This is a genomic window from Brucella intermedia LMG 3301 (assembly GCF_000182645.1).
Classification (GTDB): Bacteria; Pseudomonadota; Alphaproteobacteria; order Rhizobiales; family Rhizobiaceae; genus Brucella; species Brucella intermedia.
This window is the reverse complement of sequence record NZ_ACQA01000002.1, coordinates 425,673-439,521: the sequence shown is the minus strand read 5'-3', so window position 1 is coordinate 439,521 and position 13,849 is coordinate 425,673. Positions and strand designations below refer to the sequence as shown.

The following is a 13,849-nucleotide window of genomic DNA, read 5'->3' as shown; positions in this document are numbered from 1 at the left end:
GCTATAACTGCAAAGAATGGTTATCGGCGGTTGACCGCTCGTGCAACATTTTCCCGGAAGGAAAGCATCATGACAGTAGAAAAAGTAGCGATTGTGACGGCTGGCGGAAGCGGCATGGGTGCCGCCGCCGCACGCAGGCTTGCGCAGGACGGTTTCAAGGTTGCAATCCTTTCATCCTCCGGCAAGGGTGAGGCATTGGCGCAGGAACTGGGCGGCATCGGCGTCACCGGCTCCAACCAGTCGAACGATGATCTGAAGCGCCTTGTTGACCTTGTTCTGGAAAAATGGGGCCGTATCGACGTGCTGGTCAACAGCGCAGGCCACGGCCCGCGCGCGCCGATCCTCGAAATCACCGATGAAGACTGGCACAAGGGAATGGACACCTATTTCCTCAATGCGGTTCGCCCGGCCCGTCTTGTCGTGCCGACGATGCAGAAGCAGAAATCCGGCGTCATCATCAATATCTCGACCGCATGGGCCTTCGAGCCGAGCGCCATGTTCCCGACTTCGGCGGTGTTCCGTGCCGGGCTTGCCTCCTTCACCAAGATTTTCGCCGACACCTATGCCGCCGACAATATCCGCATGAACAACGTTCTTCCGGGATGGATCGACAGCCTGCCGAAGACGGAAGAGCGCCGCGCCAGCGTTCCGTTGCAGCGCTATGGCAAGAGCGAGGAAATCGCCGCGACGATCTCCTTCCTCGCATCGGATGGCGCCGCCTATATCACCGGGCAGAACCTGCGCGTGGATGGCGGCTTGAGCCGTTCAGTGTGATGGGTGTTTGAAACGGTCGTCCGCCGCATGGCGGCGACCGTTGTGCGTACCGGCGAAGCTGCAAGACTGGAGATACAGCCTTGCTCCTTTTTCGGTTTAAAGCACGATCTTTTGTAACATCAATAGAAATACAACTTGTCACGCCAGATCGTAACCGCAGCAAAAATACCTGCAAAGAGCGCGACAATCATAATAGCACCACCGGCTAAAGCGGCTCCAAACACTTCTACAAAGACGCTGAGAATGTCTACGACAATTTTCATAATCCCATGATATCCGCCATCGGAGATATTCACGCCCGCCTGAATCTTGTATCCAACAAGAAATATAAAGCCGAAGACAGCAGAGGTTAGAGCGATGTAAAACAACTTCCTTAATCGTATCATTAGTGCCTTCCATTATTCATTTCATTCTACATTACAATATTATTGGCCCGCTATTCAGCGCCATCCATCCAGCTCATCGAACTTGATTACGTCCGGACACTCGCCCAGCTTGATGCCGGGGCTTCCTTACGTTGAAAACGAGGGGCTTTTCAATCGCCTCTGTCGTCTCGGGTCGCTTGATCTTCACGCCTTGGATTTTTTCCGCGTCTTTTTTGCTTGATTATGCGCGATGGCAGCGTGAACGAGCGCGATGAAGGCGTCTTCATCGACCGTTTCACCCTCGCTTATATCCAGCGCGCGGCGCGTATTGCCTTCGAGACTGGAATTGAAGATGCGGGCGGGATCGTCCAGCGCCGCGCCATTGGCGAAAGTCAGCTTCACGACTTTCTTGTAGGTCTCGCCGGTGCAGATGATGCCGTCATGCGACCAGACCGGAACGCCGCGCCATTTCCATTCCTCGACCACTTCCGGGTCGGCCTGCCTAATGAGTGCGCGCATTCTGGCAAGCGTCTCGCCGCGCCAGTCGCCAAGTTCCGCAATGCGCCCGTCAATCAGTTTGGACGCCTCGTTATCGTCTGCCATGAAGTCCTCCCGTAGTCTAAACTGCAAATTCGTCCGGCCGTGGCGCATCACGAAACTGCATCTACATTTTCTCGCCCGGCAGGCGGCTCGCCTGTCCGATCCAGTCCGCAAGCTGGGCTTCGTCCACCGCGTCATGCTCGTGAATGTGGAAGTAGCGCGTGTCCTTGCTCTTCGATCCGACCGGCGGCATCGGTTTCAGCCCTGCGCCGCGAAAGAACGCAACCTTTATATATTTCTCGAAGCAATGATAGCTGAGGAACCAGCCCTCTCCCTTCATGCCGTAAAACGGCGAGTTCCATTTGACCGCCTTATGCACATCCGGCACCGTGCGCACGATCAGGGCATCGAGGCGGCGGCCCACTTCGCTCTTCCAGCCCGGCATGGCCGCGATATAGGCCTGCACCGGCCCGTCCCCTTCCCCCTTGGCGATCTGCGGGTTGCCGCCCGATAAAAGTACCGGGCCGTCAGGTTTCTTGTCGGCCATGATGCTTCCTCCACCTTTTCCAACGAGGACCATAACATCTGGCCCGGCTTGCGCCCAAGCCCCGGATGAGTGGAAAGGACGACTCCCGTTTCTGCCCGGCCTCCTGTAAGCCAGACGCACGATATCAAACGAGAAAATGGCGATGAGACGATTTTTCCATCTTTCGGCACTCAGATTTGCGCTGGCCTTTCTGTCGCCGGGCCAGATGAATCGCGCTTTCGCGGAAGAGGATCTTCCTCGCCTTCTGCCGGAACCGGGCGTGAGCGCGCATATCGAAAGGCGCGAAGAGGGTTATGTTCTGATCCTGCCCGACGGATCGAAACTCGTCTTGCTGGATTCCGACTGGCTCACCGGGCTCGACGGACCTGTCGGCTTTGACACCGCCGACTATGATTTCGATGGTTACACGGACCTCGCCTTGCGTGCCCGCGAGGCCGGAAGCCTCGACATCGGCGTCGCGCTTTATCTCTACGATCCGAAATCCAGATCTTTTTCTCCCCTGATCATCGAGGACGAACTTGGCGGAAAACTGAACTGCGGCGAACTGTGGAACGTCGAGCGCCTTGCGGAGCGAAAGCTGATCAAAAGCAGTTGCAGCCGCGACGGGCATTACAGCCGGGTCGATATCCTGTCGATCGGCCCTGACAAGTCGCCACGGCTTGTGGAACAGTCGCGCCCGGAGGAGCAGATGTCCGGCTGGCCCTATATGGAAAAACCCATGCGCATGGTCACTTACGACCCGCAGGGGAATATCGTCCTCGAACTGCCGCTGGCGCCCGATGAAACGGAACAGGGCTGGGAAGTTCCGATAGAAAAGCTGGCTCTTTACAGCAATCCCGACCGGGAAAGCGCCACAAATTCTCATCTGGTCCGGGGCGACAAGGCGCGCAAGCTCGCTTTTGCCGGTGGCGACTGGATGAAGATCGCCTATCAGGACAAAACTGGGCGGCTGGAACGCTGGATATCGCTGAGCGAAGCCTATGACCTTGCAGAATGGCAGGCCGAAAACGGGCAGAAGCCGCAATCCCTGCAGCTTGGTCTCGCGGATTACAGCGATGTCGACAAGGACCGGGATTACTACAGGCACCTGTTCACCCTGACGCTGGCGAACAAGGGGAGCGAAGCGGTGGAACTGAGCTATGCCGAGTTGCATCTGCTTTTCACATCTGCCGACGGCCAGCAGACCACCCACAAGCTTTACGACCTCTTCAACAAGACCATTGAGCCGGGAAAGAGCGAAACGCTCGACGACAATCCCGTTCAGAAGCGCGACGGCCAATATGTCATCTACCATCCGGTTGGCGATGAAGACGCCTATTCGCCGTTCTTTCCGCAAGGGCTTCCCGCCGGGAAATACAGAATCCGCCCTGTCGTGACCGGCCCCAACCTCAAGGCCCCCATTTATGGCCGGGACGAGATCGAGATGGACTATCCGCCCCGGCTATCGGACAGCCTGATCGACCCTTGAACCGGCGCTCGACCGGGCAAGGGCTGCGAGCGCCATGCCCATCGGCAGGGCGGGGGCGAACAGGAAGCCCTGCCCGCTGCTGCAGCCAAGCGCGCACAGCATGTCCCGGTCTTCCTCGGTCTCGATGCCTTCGGCGGTCACCTTGACACCGAGGGCGTCGGCCAAAGCGACCATCGCCCGCACGATATGCTGGTCCCCTTCCGACTCCGCGATGCCGCGCACAAACACCTGATCGATCTTGATCTTGTCGATGAGACCTTTCTTCAACGAAGCAAAGGTCGCAAAGCCGGTGCCGAAATCGTCGAGCGCGATGGAAACACCGGCATTCGACAGCGCATCCAGACTGTCATTCATCCCGCGCTGGTCGAAGGGCGCCTCCTCCGTGATCTCGATTTCCAGCATGGAAACAGGCAGGTCGCGTCGTTCCATCTGGGACAGGATTTCGTGCGGAATGCGGCCTCCCGCCATTTCGCGCGGCGACAGGTTCATGGCGACCGTCAGATCGCAGCGACCGCTTTCGGTGAGCTTGTCGATCATCTCGCAGCAATTGAAGAAGACATTCTTCGTAAGCTGCCGCACCACGCCCACTTCGCAGGCGACATCGATGATTTCAGGCGGGGCGATGGTGCCGTGCTGCGGATGGTCCCAGCGCAGCAGCGCCTCGAATCCCACCATACTCCCGCTGGAAAGTTCCACCACCGGCTGGAAATAGGTCTGTATCTGCCCGGTCTCGATGGCGATGCGCAGATCGCGCTCGATGCTCTGCTTGCGCTCCCACTCGTGATGCAGGCGCTTTTCAAAAAAGTAATATTCGTTGCGGCCCCGCCTCTTGGCGGCATAAAGCGCGAAATCGGCGCGCAGCAGCATTTCGACCGGGTCGAGCCGCTCCAGCCGGCAGATGCCGACGCAGGCGCCGATCTCGACCGACAGGATGCCTTCGTAATGCGCGCTCAGGCTGCCGATGATGCGCGCCGCGACCAGCCCCGCCTCGATGGTCGCCGATGGTTCGGGATAGACGAGCACGAACTCGTCGCCGCCGATGCGCGCCAGCACGGAGCGCTCAGGTGAAATCTGCCGGATGCGCTGCGCGATGGCGACGAGGAGATCGTCCCCCACCTTGTGTCCGTAGGTATCGTTGACGGACTTGAACCCGTCGAGGTCAATCAGCATGACGATGAAGGGGCCTTCCGCGACGGGAAAAAGCCGGATGGAATTTTCCAGCCCGCGCCGGTTGAAGAGGCCGGTCAGCGGGTCTTCCTGCGACTTGAGCGCCATTTCGTCGGCCAGCTGCTTGGCCTCGTGCTTCAGCCTGCTTGTCTGGATGAAGCGGTTTTGCCCCAGAAGCGCGCCGCGCGTAAGCCCGCACCAGAACAGCACGACGGAAACGGCGATCACGCCGCGTTGCAGGTCGGCTTGCACGGCCAGACATATCACCGTGACGACGAGCGGCGGGGTTATGAAATTGATCGCAATCGAAGCATAGGACGAACCGTAGGTGACGGCGCCCGCGCAAATTCCGGCAAGGATGACGAGATAGACCGGCGATTGCGGGTCGGTGAACCCGCTGGAAAGCACGGCGACGCCGGACCAGAAAAAGCCGGACAGGGCGGCGAGAAACTGGAACCGCCTGATCTGACGCTGCAAATCCGCGACATTTTCAATCGGCGCCAGGCGGCGACTATAGGCAATTGCCTCGAAGAAGCGCAGCGCATTGACGATATTGACGAGCGCGAACCAGACGATCGACTCCCAGAAATGCCCGGCGGCGCTCTGCACCAGCACGATGAGCACCGAGAGAATCGTGCTTATGGGCATCGAGAAGCGAGCGCCCTCGCAAATCTCGCCAAGCTGGTCCGCCAGTATCTTGTCGGCTATCGGACTGTCGTGGCTGCCATATGCCGACCTGACCAGTTGAAGCCAATATGCAGTTTTCGACCCCATCGATACGCAACCACCGGCCAGAGCACGTTCAGCTTTTCCCGATCGGGACGCCCCCGAGTTTCCGACCAGAAAGGAATGCAGAAAACCTGCCCCCAACTGCCAAGTATAACATGCACTTTATCTAAAATGCCAATGGTCCAGCGGATCAATCGATACAATTACTTCGGTGGATGGGGCATACCACCCGGCAAGCCCCATCCAGCGTGGTCTCAAGAAAGCCGGGTCACTCGGTCGCGGGTTCTTCCGCCGTCAGCAGCAGCTTGTCGATGCGTCGCCCGTCAAGGTCGACGATCTCGAACACCCATCCGTTCTTGACGAAGGTTTCGCCCACATCCGGCAGGTGTTTCATTTCCTCGAGCGCCAGTCCGGCAACAGTGTTGTATTCCGCGTCCTCGTCAATCGGGAAACGCAGGAATTCCGAGAATTCGTCAATCGGCATCCAGCCGGAGACGAGATAGGAACCATCCGCACGGCGAACGATCGCCTTTTCCTCGATATGGTCCTCTTCCTGCATGGCGCCGATGATTGCCTCGATCACATCGCCCGCAGTAATCACCCCTTCAAAATGGCCGTATTCGTCATAAACGAGCACCATATGCGTCGGCGTGCCGCGAATGGCCTCCACCACGTCCAGCGCATCGGAAAAATCCGACACGACCGGAACGTCCCGGACGATCTCGCGCAGATTGACGCTGCCCGTGGAGGAAAGCTGGTTGAAGAAATCACGCACTTGCAGGACGCCGATCACTTCATCGGAATTCTCGCCGCGTACCGGCAGCCGTGAACGGCTCGTATTGTGAAGCTGTTGGCGGATTTCATCGAAACTGTCTTCAATATCGACCATTTCGACGTCCATGCGCGGCGTCATCAGCCCGCGCGCCGTCCGGTCCGCAAGGCGCATCACGCCTGCAATCATGCGGGATTCTTCCGTCTCGATCACGCCCGCGCTATGCGCTTCGGCGAGAACGGACTTGATCTCTTCGTCGGTCACGCTGTCGCTCGACTTGCCGGACTGACCGAGCAGCTTGAGGACCAGACGGCCCGACGTATCGAGAAGCCAGACGAGCGGCGCAGCCATTTTCGACAGGAGCGTCATGGTCGGGGCGACGCGGCTTGCCACCGCCTCCGGTTCGCGCAGCGCGATCTGCTTCGGCACGAGTTCGCCGACGATCAGCGACAGATAGGTGATGACCACCACGACCGAACCGACGCCGAGCGCATCGGCAAGGGCCGGCGATATGCCCTGCGCCAGAAGCCAGCCGGAGAGACGGGCACCCAATGTCGCACCCGAAAACGCACCTGACAGAATGCCGACCAGCGTAATGCCGATCTGGACGGTGGACAGGAAACGGCCTGGATTATCGGCAAGTTCGATGGCCATGCGGGCGCCGCGGCTGCCCTTGTCCGCCATTACCCTCAGTCGTGCCGGGCGGGAGGAAACCACTGCGAGTTCCGACATGGCGAGAACACCATTGAGGATCGTCAGCAGCACGACCGTAATTATTTCAAAATACAAAACTGCCCCTCGGGATCAGATGATCGGAATATAGAGCGTTTCCAGTTAAAACGGGTTCGCAGAACCGCTCCATCTCTTTTTGTCTACGCATTATCCTATGCAAAACCGCTTCGCGCTTTTGCTGGAAATGTTCTAATAATAGAAAGGAACGCCCCCTCTTTCCAGAGGCGGCCCGCATAAAATACTGCGATACTGTCACAATAACAGTCATGATGCGCTTTCTTCTGGCTCGCTTCTGATCGGGACCGGCGGCCATTTGTTGTCCTCACAATAAATGATTCACAATTCAGGCAAAACGACAAAACAGAAGTTTGGTCAGGCCAATTGGGTCTAACAATAGCAATTAGGGGCCGAGCCAACCGATCCTAACGAGTTTTTTGCTGCCTGCACAAAATTGGCTTGACCAGAAACCGCGTGCCTTCTACTTCTTCTGTCAATAGTTGACGAAACTTTGCGCGAGGAGGAAGCGCGATGGGAGGATTACCGTCAGCGTCAGCGCGCGCGGATGCTGCGCCTGTATTGCTGAAGCTGGATTCCGTTTCCAAGGAATTTCCGGGCGTCAAAGCCCTGTCGAACGTCAGCTTTGAATTGCGGGCGGGCGAGGTTCATGCCGTCTGCGGCGAAAATGGCGCGGGCAAATCGACCCTGATGAAGATCGTCAGCGGTGTCTATCAGCCCGATGGCGGGACGATCCATTATCGCGGCCAGCCGGTCCGCTTCGGCTCCACGCTTGAATCGGAAGCGGCAGGCATCGCCATCATCCATCAGGAACTGAACCTCATTCCGCACCTGAGCGTTGCGGAAAATATCTATCTTGCCCGCGAACCGAAACGCGGTTTCTTTGTCGACCGCCGCAAGCTGAAGGAAGACGCGCAGCACTGCCTTGACCGGCTTGGCGTGAAGATCGACCCGTCCACGCAGGTGCTGAACCTTTCCGTTGCCCAATGCCAGATGGTCGAGATCGCCAAGGCGCTTTCGCTCAATGCCTCCGTCCTCATCATGGACGAGCCCACCTCCTCGCTGACCGAACAGGAAGCGCAGCTTCTGTTCAGGGTCATCCGCGAACTGAAGGCGCAGGGCACCGGCATCGTCTATATTTCGCATCGCCTCGATGAAATGGCGGAGATTGTCGACCGCGTCACCATCCTGCGTGACGGGCGCTATGTCTGGACCAAGGATTTCCACGATGTCACCGTCGATGAGATCGTGGCCGGGATGGTCGGGCGCTCGCTGGACGAGAAATTTCCCGAACCGACGCGAAAGCCGACGCAGGAAGTGATGTTCTCCGTCGCCGGGCTGACGCGGGGCGGTGTCTTCGAGAATATCGGCTTTGAACTCAGGCGCGGCGAAATCCTTGGCTTTGCCGGGCTGATGGGCGCGGGACGAACCGAAGTTGCGCGCGCGATCTTCGGCGCCGATCCGCATGATGCCGGAACCATCGTGCTCGAAGGCGATACGCTTTCCATCACCAGCCCGCGCGACGCAATTGAGGCAGGCATCGCCTACCTGTCGGAAGACCGCAAGGCGCAGGGACTGGCTGTCAAGATGCCGGTCGATGCCAATCTGACCCTCGCCAATATGGAAGCCGTCAGCAGCGCCTATGGCGTTATCGATTTCGAGCGCCACCGGCAGGCAAGCCAGCGCTATGTCGATCTTCTCAACATCAAGACGCCGGGGCTGGCCCAGCCCGTTCGCCTGCTGTCGGGCGGCAACCAGCAGAAGATCATCATCGGCAAGTGGCTGTTCCGCGAGCCGCGCATCATGTTCTTCGACGAACCGACGCGCGGCATCGACGTGGGCGCGAAGTTCGCCATCTACCAGATCATGGACGAGCTGGCCGCAAGAGGCATCGGCATCGTGCTGATCAGCTCGGAACTGCCGGAAATTCTGGGGCTTTCGGACCGCGTGGCGGTCTTTCACGAGGGGCGCATCACCGCGGTCCTCGATACGGCTGCGACAACGCAGGAAGAAATCATGACCTATGCCTCCGGTCGGGGCCGGCAGGACAAATGAGGACGCAGTAATGGCCGAAATCACCACGGACAAGCCCCAGCAGGCGGCAAAATCCAAAGGGCTCAGCGACCGCCAGAAGGATATCATCCAGAAGTTTGCGGCCGTCGGCAGCCTGATCATTCTGGCGGCGATCTTTTCCGTCACCAGCAGCGCTTTCATGACCGTCAACAATGCGATGACCATCGCCTTGCAGGTGACGTCCATCGCGCTGCTCGGCATCGGCGCGACCTATGTCATCATCACCGGCGGCATCGATCTTTCGGTCGGCTCCGTGCTGGCGCTTGCCGGTGTGGTGGCAGCGCTTGCGGTCAAGGAACTTTCACTGCCGATCCCGCTCGCCATGCTGCTCGGCATCCTGACGGGATCGCTCTGCGGTCTCATCAACGGCTTTGTCATCACCCGGCTCAAGCTGCCGCCCTTCATCGCCACGCTTGGCATGATGCTGATCGCGCGCGGCGTCGCGCTCCAGATCACCGGCGCGCGCGCCGTCTCCGGCCTTGGCGAATCCTTCGGCGTGCTCGGCAACGGATCGCTGTTCCGCATCGAGAGCATCGACGAACAGGGCTTTCCGGTCGTCACCTTCCCCGGCATCCCCTACCCGGTGGTGCTGATGATCGTGATCGCGATCGCGGCCGCACTCGTATTGAACCGCACGGTGCTTGGCCGCCACATCTATGCCATCGGGTCGAACGCCGAGGCAGCGCGGCTTTCCGGCGTCAATGTCGCCCGCGTGACGGCCTTCACCTATATCGTTTCGGGAACGCTTGCCGGGCTTACGGGCTGCGTTCTCATGTCCCGCCTCGTGACCGCGCAGCCCAATGAGGGCGTCGCCTACGAACTCGACGCCATTGCGAGCGCGGTCATCGGCGGCACGTCGCTCATTGGCGGCGTCGGCACCATTTCGGGCACGTTCATCGGCTCGTTCGTCATCGGAATCCTGCGGAACGGCCTCAACATGAACGGCATTTCCGCTTTCACGCAGCAGATCATCATCGGCCTCGTCATTCTGGTCACCGTATGGATCGACCAGATGCGCAACCGTCGATGAGAGGGGAGACGGAATGCGAGGCATTCCGGCAAGGGTAGAGCCAAGAGCTCGATAACAGGAGGAAAACATGCGTAAACTGGTGTCTGCATTGATGGCTTCGGCCTTCGTCCTTGCCGGGGCGGCAAGCGCTTCGGCTGGCGAAATCGCCGTTATCGTGAAGACCGTGAATTCGACTTTCTGGCAAAACGTCCAGAAGGGCGCCGAAGCCGCGATCAAGGATTCCAAGGACCACACCATGACCTTCCAGGGTCCGGCGGCTGAATCGGCCATCGCCGATCAGGTGAACATGGTGGAAAATGCCGTGAACCGCAAAGTGGACGCAATCCTGCTTGCCCCTTCCGACCCGGACGCGCTGACGCCCGCCGTGAAGAAGGCATGGGAAGCCCGCATTCCGGTCGTCATCATCGACTCGCAGCTCGCCGATGGCGGCGACAAATATTACCAGTCCTTCCTCGCCACCGATAACCGCAAGGCCGGCGAAGCCGCGGCCAAGGCCCTGATCGACAAGGCAGGCACCACCGGCAAGATCGCCGTCATGTCCTATGTCGCGGGTGCAGGGTCCGAAATCGGCCGCGTCGGCGGCTTCGTGGACTACATCAAGGCCAATTCCAAGCTGGAAATCGTCGGCCCCTATTACTCGCAGTCGCAGATGGCGACCGCGCTCAACCAGACCACCGACGTTCTGGCGGCCAATGGCGATCTCGTCGGCATCTTCGGCGCCAATGAACCGACCGCCATCGGCATGGGCCGCGCGATCAAGCAGGCAGGCAAGTCCGGCAAGCTGACCGCCATCGGCTTCGACGGCAATCAGGACCTGCAGGAATTCGTCAAGGACGGCACGCTGAACGCCATCGTCGTTCAGGGTTCCTACCAGATGGGCGAAAAGGGCATCGAAACCCTGCTGAAGGTGCTGAACAAGGAAAAGGTCGAGAAGTTCGTCGACACGGGCGCTGTTGTCGTCACCAAGGACAATATCGACAAGCCGGAAGCCAAGAACGTGCTTTATTAAACCACGGCAGTCCCAAATGTTCGAAAGGGAGGCGCAACGCCTCCCTTTTTTGTTGGAGCGCATCCCGAAAATTGTGAAATGATGCGCGTTCCAATCGGATCGAAACTGCTCTAACGGCCCTTCCTTTCGCGCCAGTTCTGGAACTTGCGCTCGTTCTCTTCCTTCGTGCACGGATAAAGGCCGACAATGGCGGCACCGTTCAGCACCTCTTCCAGCACGAAATCCTCATAGGTTTCCATGGCCGTGCATTCGGCGGCGATTTCATCGGCCAGATGGGCGGGAACGACCATGACGCCATCGGCGTCGCCGACCAGCACATCGCCGGGAAACACCGCCGCATCGCCGCAGGCGATCGGCACGTTGATGTCCACCGCCTCATGCAGCGTCAGGTTGGTCGGCGCGGAGGGCTTTGCGCAATAGGCGGGCATGTCCAGCTCGCCGATGCCGCTCACATCGCGAAAGCCGCCGTCCGAAACGATGCCGGCCGCGCCGCGCAGGGCGAGCCTCGTCACCAGGATCGACCCGGCGGTCGCCGCGCGCGCATCCTTGCGCGCATCCATCACCAGCACGCAACCGGGCGGGCAGGTTTCTATCGCAACGCGCTGCTTGTGGTCCGGATTGCGAAAAACCGTGATGGGATTGCGATCCTCACGCGCCGGGATATAGCGGAGCGTGAAGGCCTGCCCGACCATGTTCTCGCGCTTGCGCGCCACCGGCAGCACGCCCTGGATGAACTGGTTGCGCAGACCGCGCTTGTAAAGCGCGGTCGCGACGGAAGCCGTCGAAACCGCCTTCAGCTTCGCCCGCGTTTCGTCGGAAAGCACATAATCTGACATCTAAGCTGCCTTTCAATAGATGACCGGTTCGTCGACGGGACGGCCGAAATCGGTTTTCAGGAAGTCGAAATCGCAGCCCTTGTCGGCCTGTTCGACATGCTTGGAGAACACGAACCCGTAGCCGCGCTCATATTTGGGCGGCGGCGCCTGCCAGGCTGCGCGCCGCGCCGCCAGTTCCGCCTCCGAAACCAGCATGTTGAGGCTGCGGGCCGGAATATCGAGTTCCACCATGTCGCCGGTCTTCAAAAGGGCGAGCGGCCCGCCGATGAAGGATTCAGGGGCGACATGCAGGACGCAGGCGCCGAAACTGGTTCCCGACATGCGCGCATCCGAAATGCGCACCATATCGCGCAGCCCAAGCTTCAAAAGCGCCTTCGGCATCGGGATCATCCCCCATTCCGGCATCCCCGGCCCGCCCTGCGGACCGGCATTGCGCAGCACCAGCACCGTGTCCGGCGTCATCGGGTAGTCCGGATCATCGATGATCTTCTTCAGGTCGGGATAGCTGTCGGCCACAAGCGCCGGTCCCGTGTGGCGGTGGAAGCGCGGATCGCAGGCAGCAGGCTTAATCACCGCGCCATCGGGACAGAGATTGCCTTTCAGCACCGCAAGCGACCCTTCGTGATAGACCGGATTGGACAGCGGACGGATCACGTCCTCATTCCAGATTTTGACGTCCTCCAGACCATCGGTGAGCGGCTTGCCGGTCACGGTTATCGCGGACGGATCGAGCTTGCCGCCGAGCTGCTTCATCAATGCTCGCAGCCCGCCCGCATAAAAGAAATCCTCCATCAGATAGGTGGTGCCGGACGGCCTGATATTGGCGATCACCGGCGTCGTGCGGCCGATGCGGTCGAGATCGTCCAGTTCCAGCGGCACGCCCGCCCGGCGCGCCATCGCGATCAGATGAATGATGGCGTTTGTCGAGCATCCGGTGGCCATCGCAACCGTGACCGCATTGGTGATCGCGGCAGGCGTCATGATCTTTTCCGGCGTCAGGTCTTCCCAGACCATCTCCACGATGCGGCGGCCGCATTGCGTGGACATGCGCTGGTGATTGGCGTCCGCGGCCGGGATGGACGACGCACCGGGAAGCGTCAGCCCCATGGCTTCGGCAATCGCGGTCATGGTCGATGCGGTTCCCATGGTCATGCAATGGCCGTAGGACCTTGCGATGCCGCCCTCGATCCCCTGCCATTCCTCCTTCGAGATGGTGCCTGCGCGGCGCTCGTCCCAATATTTGAAGCCGTCCGTGCCGGAGCCCAGATATTTACCGGCATAATTGCCGCGCAGCATCGGCCCGGCAGGCAGGAAGATGAACGGCAGGCCCATGCTGACCGCGCCCATGACGAGGCCCGGCGTGGTCTTGTCGCAGCCGCCCATCAGCACCGCGCCGTCGATCGGATGCGAGCGCAGCAGTTCCTCGGTCTCCATCGCCAGCATGTTGCGGTAGAGCATCGTGGTCGGCTTCACGAAATTTTCCGACAGCGACAGTGCAGGCAACTCCATCGGGAAGCCGCCCGCCTGCAGGATGCCGCGCTTGACCCACTCCACCCGGTCCTTGAAATGCATATGGCACGGCTGCGCCTCGGACCATGTATTTATGACGGCGATGATCGGACGGCCTTCCCAGTCGACCGGATCATATCCCATCTGCATGGTGCGCGAGCGATGCCCGAATGAACGTTGGTCGTCCGGCAGCATCCAGCGCGCCGAACGCAGATCACCATAGGTCTTTCTGGTCATTTCCTACCTTCCCGATCAGAGCGCATCCCGAAAGGCATAAGCGGCT

The 13,849-nt window shown here is 59.8% G+C and carries 12 protein-coding genes; 5 read left to right on the top strand and 7 right to left on the bottom strand.

The window, feature by feature from the left end; genetic code table 11:
- Window positions 1-69: 69 nt before the first annotated feature.
- Window positions 70-774 carry an SDR family oxidoreductase gene (locus OINT_RS14550; protein WP_006470358.1) on the top strand — a complete coding sequence of 235 codons (705 nt, stop codon included), beginning with the start codon at window positions 70-72 and terminating at the stop codon, window positions 772-774.
- A gap of 119 nt (window positions 775-893) precedes the next feature.
- On the opposite strand, the gene OINT_RS14545 is transcribed toward OINT_RS14550, so the two are convergent.
- The 3 genes from OINT_RS14545 to OINT_RS14535 form a co-directional block, all read right to left on the bottom strand.
- Window positions 894-1,160: a hypothetical protein gene (locus tag OINT_RS14545; RefSeq protein ID WP_006468617.1), complete on the bottom strand. Its 267-nt coding sequence runs from the start codon at window positions 1,158-1,160 to the stop codon at window positions 894-896.
- A gap of 183 nt (window positions 1,161-1,343) precedes the next feature.
- On the bottom strand, window positions 1,344-1,742 hold the full coding sequence (locus OINT_RS14540) for a DUF1801 domain-containing protein (protein ID WP_006470359.1): 399 nt from the start codon (window positions 1,740-1,742) through the stop codon (window positions 1,344-1,346).
- A 61-nt stretch (window positions 1,743-1,803) separates the two neighbouring features.
- Entirely contained in the window at window positions 1,804-2,226 is a 423-nt protein-coding gene (locus OINT_RS14535; protein WP_006470360.1) for a DUF1801 domain-containing protein, read from the bottom strand.
- A 142-nt stretch (window positions 2,227-2,368) separates the two neighbouring features.
- Between OINT_RS14535 and OINT_RS14530 the strand changes: the two genes are divergently transcribed.
- The gene (locus tag OINT_RS14530; RefSeq protein ID WP_235691672.1) at window positions 2,369-3,694 is read left to right on the top strand and encodes a hypothetical protein; all 1,326 of its coding nucleotides are present in this window, start codon (window positions 2,369-2,371) and stop codon (window positions 3,692-3,694) included.
- Here the strand turns inward: OINT_RS14530 and OINT_RS14525 are convergent.
- Both OINT_RS14525 and OINT_RS14520 read right to left on the bottom strand, forming a co-directional pair.
- Window positions 3,668-5,635: a putative bifunctional diguanylate cyclase/phosphodiesterase gene (locus OINT_RS14525; protein WP_039853208.1), complete on the bottom strand. Its 1,968-nt coding sequence runs from the start codon at window positions 5,633-5,635 to the stop codon at window positions 3,668-3,670. The two genes, OINT_RS14530 and OINT_RS14525, sit on opposite strands and share 27 nt — an antisense overlap.
- Before the next feature lie 223 nt (window positions 5,636-5,858).
- Entirely contained in the window at window positions 5,859-7,151 is a 1,293-nt protein-coding gene (locus tag OINT_RS14520; RefSeq protein ID WP_006468612.1) for a hemolysin family protein, read from the bottom strand.
- A gap of 471 nt (window positions 7,152-7,622) precedes the next feature.
- On the opposite strand from OINT_RS14520, the gene OINT_RS14510 reads away from it, so the two are divergent.
- The 3 genes from OINT_RS14510 (at window position 7,623) to OINT_RS14500 (ending at window position 11,221) form a co-directional block, all read left to right on the top strand.
- On the top strand, window positions 7,623-9,164 hold the full coding sequence (locus tag OINT_RS14510; RefSeq protein WP_006468610.1) for a sugar ABC transporter ATP-binding protein: 1,542 nt from the start codon (window positions 7,623-7,625) through the stop codon (window positions 9,162-9,164).
- 10 nt (window positions 9,165-9,174) lie between these two features.
- The gene (locus OINT_RS14505) at window positions 9,175-10,212 is read left to right on the top strand and encodes an ABC transporter permease (RefSeq protein WP_006472243.1); all 1,038 of its coding nucleotides are present in this window, start codon (window positions 9,175-9,177) and stop codon (window positions 10,210-10,212) included.
- 67 nt (window positions 10,213-10,279) lie between these two features.
- Complete coding sequence (locus OINT_RS14500) at window positions 10,280-11,221, top strand: ABC transporter substrate-binding protein (RefSeq protein ID WP_006468607.1); 942 nt, start codon at window positions 10,280-10,282, stop codon at window positions 11,219-11,221.
- A 110-nt stretch (window positions 11,222-11,331) separates the two neighbouring features.
- On the opposite strand, the gene OINT_RS14495 is transcribed toward OINT_RS14500, so the two are convergent.
- Window positions 11,332-12,057: a ribonuclease activity regulator RraA gene (locus tag OINT_RS14495; RefSeq protein WP_006468606.1), complete on the bottom strand. Its 726-nt coding sequence runs from the start codon at window positions 12,055-12,057 to the stop codon at window positions 11,332-11,334.
- Window positions 12,058-12,069: 12 nt separating this feature from the next.
- Complete coding sequence (araD, locus tag OINT_RS14490; protein WP_006468605.1) at window positions 12,070-13,803, bottom strand: L-arabinonate dehydratase; 1,734 nt, start codon at window positions 13,801-13,803, stop codon at window positions 12,070-12,072.
- Window positions 13,804-13,849: the final 46 nt, after the last annotated feature.

Bases quoted from the DNA above. Each gene is read 5' to 3' on its own strand.
- OINT_RS14550 (WP_006470358.1), top strand. From the start codon at position 70: ATGACAGTAGAAAAAGTAGCGATTGTGACGGCTGGCGGAAGCGGCATG.
- OINT_RS14545 (WP_006468617.1), bottom strand. From the start codon at position 1,160: ATGATACGATTAAGGAAGTTGTTTTACATCGCTCTAACCTCTGCTGTC.
- OINT_RS14540 (WP_006470359.1), bottom strand. From the start codon at position 1,742: ATGGCAGACGATAACGAGGCGTCCAAACTGATTGACGGGCGCATTGCG.
- OINT_RS14535 (WP_006470360.1), bottom strand. From the start codon at position 2,226: ATGGCCGACAAGAAACCTGACGGCCCGGTACTTTTATCGGGCGGCAAC.
- OINT_RS14530 (WP_235691672.1), top strand. From the start codon at position 2,369: ATGAGACGATTTTTCCATCTTTCGGCACTCAGATTTGCGCTGGCCTTT.
- OINT_RS14525 (WP_039853208.1), bottom strand. From the start codon at position 5,635: ATGGGGTCGAAAACTGCATATTGGCTTCAACTGGTCAGGTCGGCATAT.
- OINT_RS14510 (WP_006468610.1), top strand. From the start codon at position 7,623: ATGGGAGGATTACCGTCAGCGTCAGCGCGCGCGGATGCTGCGCCTGTA.
- OINT_RS14505 (WP_006472243.1), top strand. From the start codon at position 9,175: ATGGCCGAAATCACCACGGACAAGCCCCAGCAGGCGGCAAAATCCAAA.
- OINT_RS14500 (WP_006468607.1), top strand. From the start codon at position 10,280: ATGCGTAAACTGGTGTCTGCATTGATGGCTTCGGCCTTCGTCCTTGCC.
- OINT_RS14495 (WP_006468606.1), bottom strand. From the start codon at position 12,057: ATGTCAGATTATGTGCTTTCCGACGAAACGCGGGCGAAGCTGAAGGCG.
- araD (WP_006468605.1), bottom strand. From the start codon at position 13,803: ATGACCAGAAAGACCTATGGTGATCTGCGTTCGGCGCGCTGGATGCTG.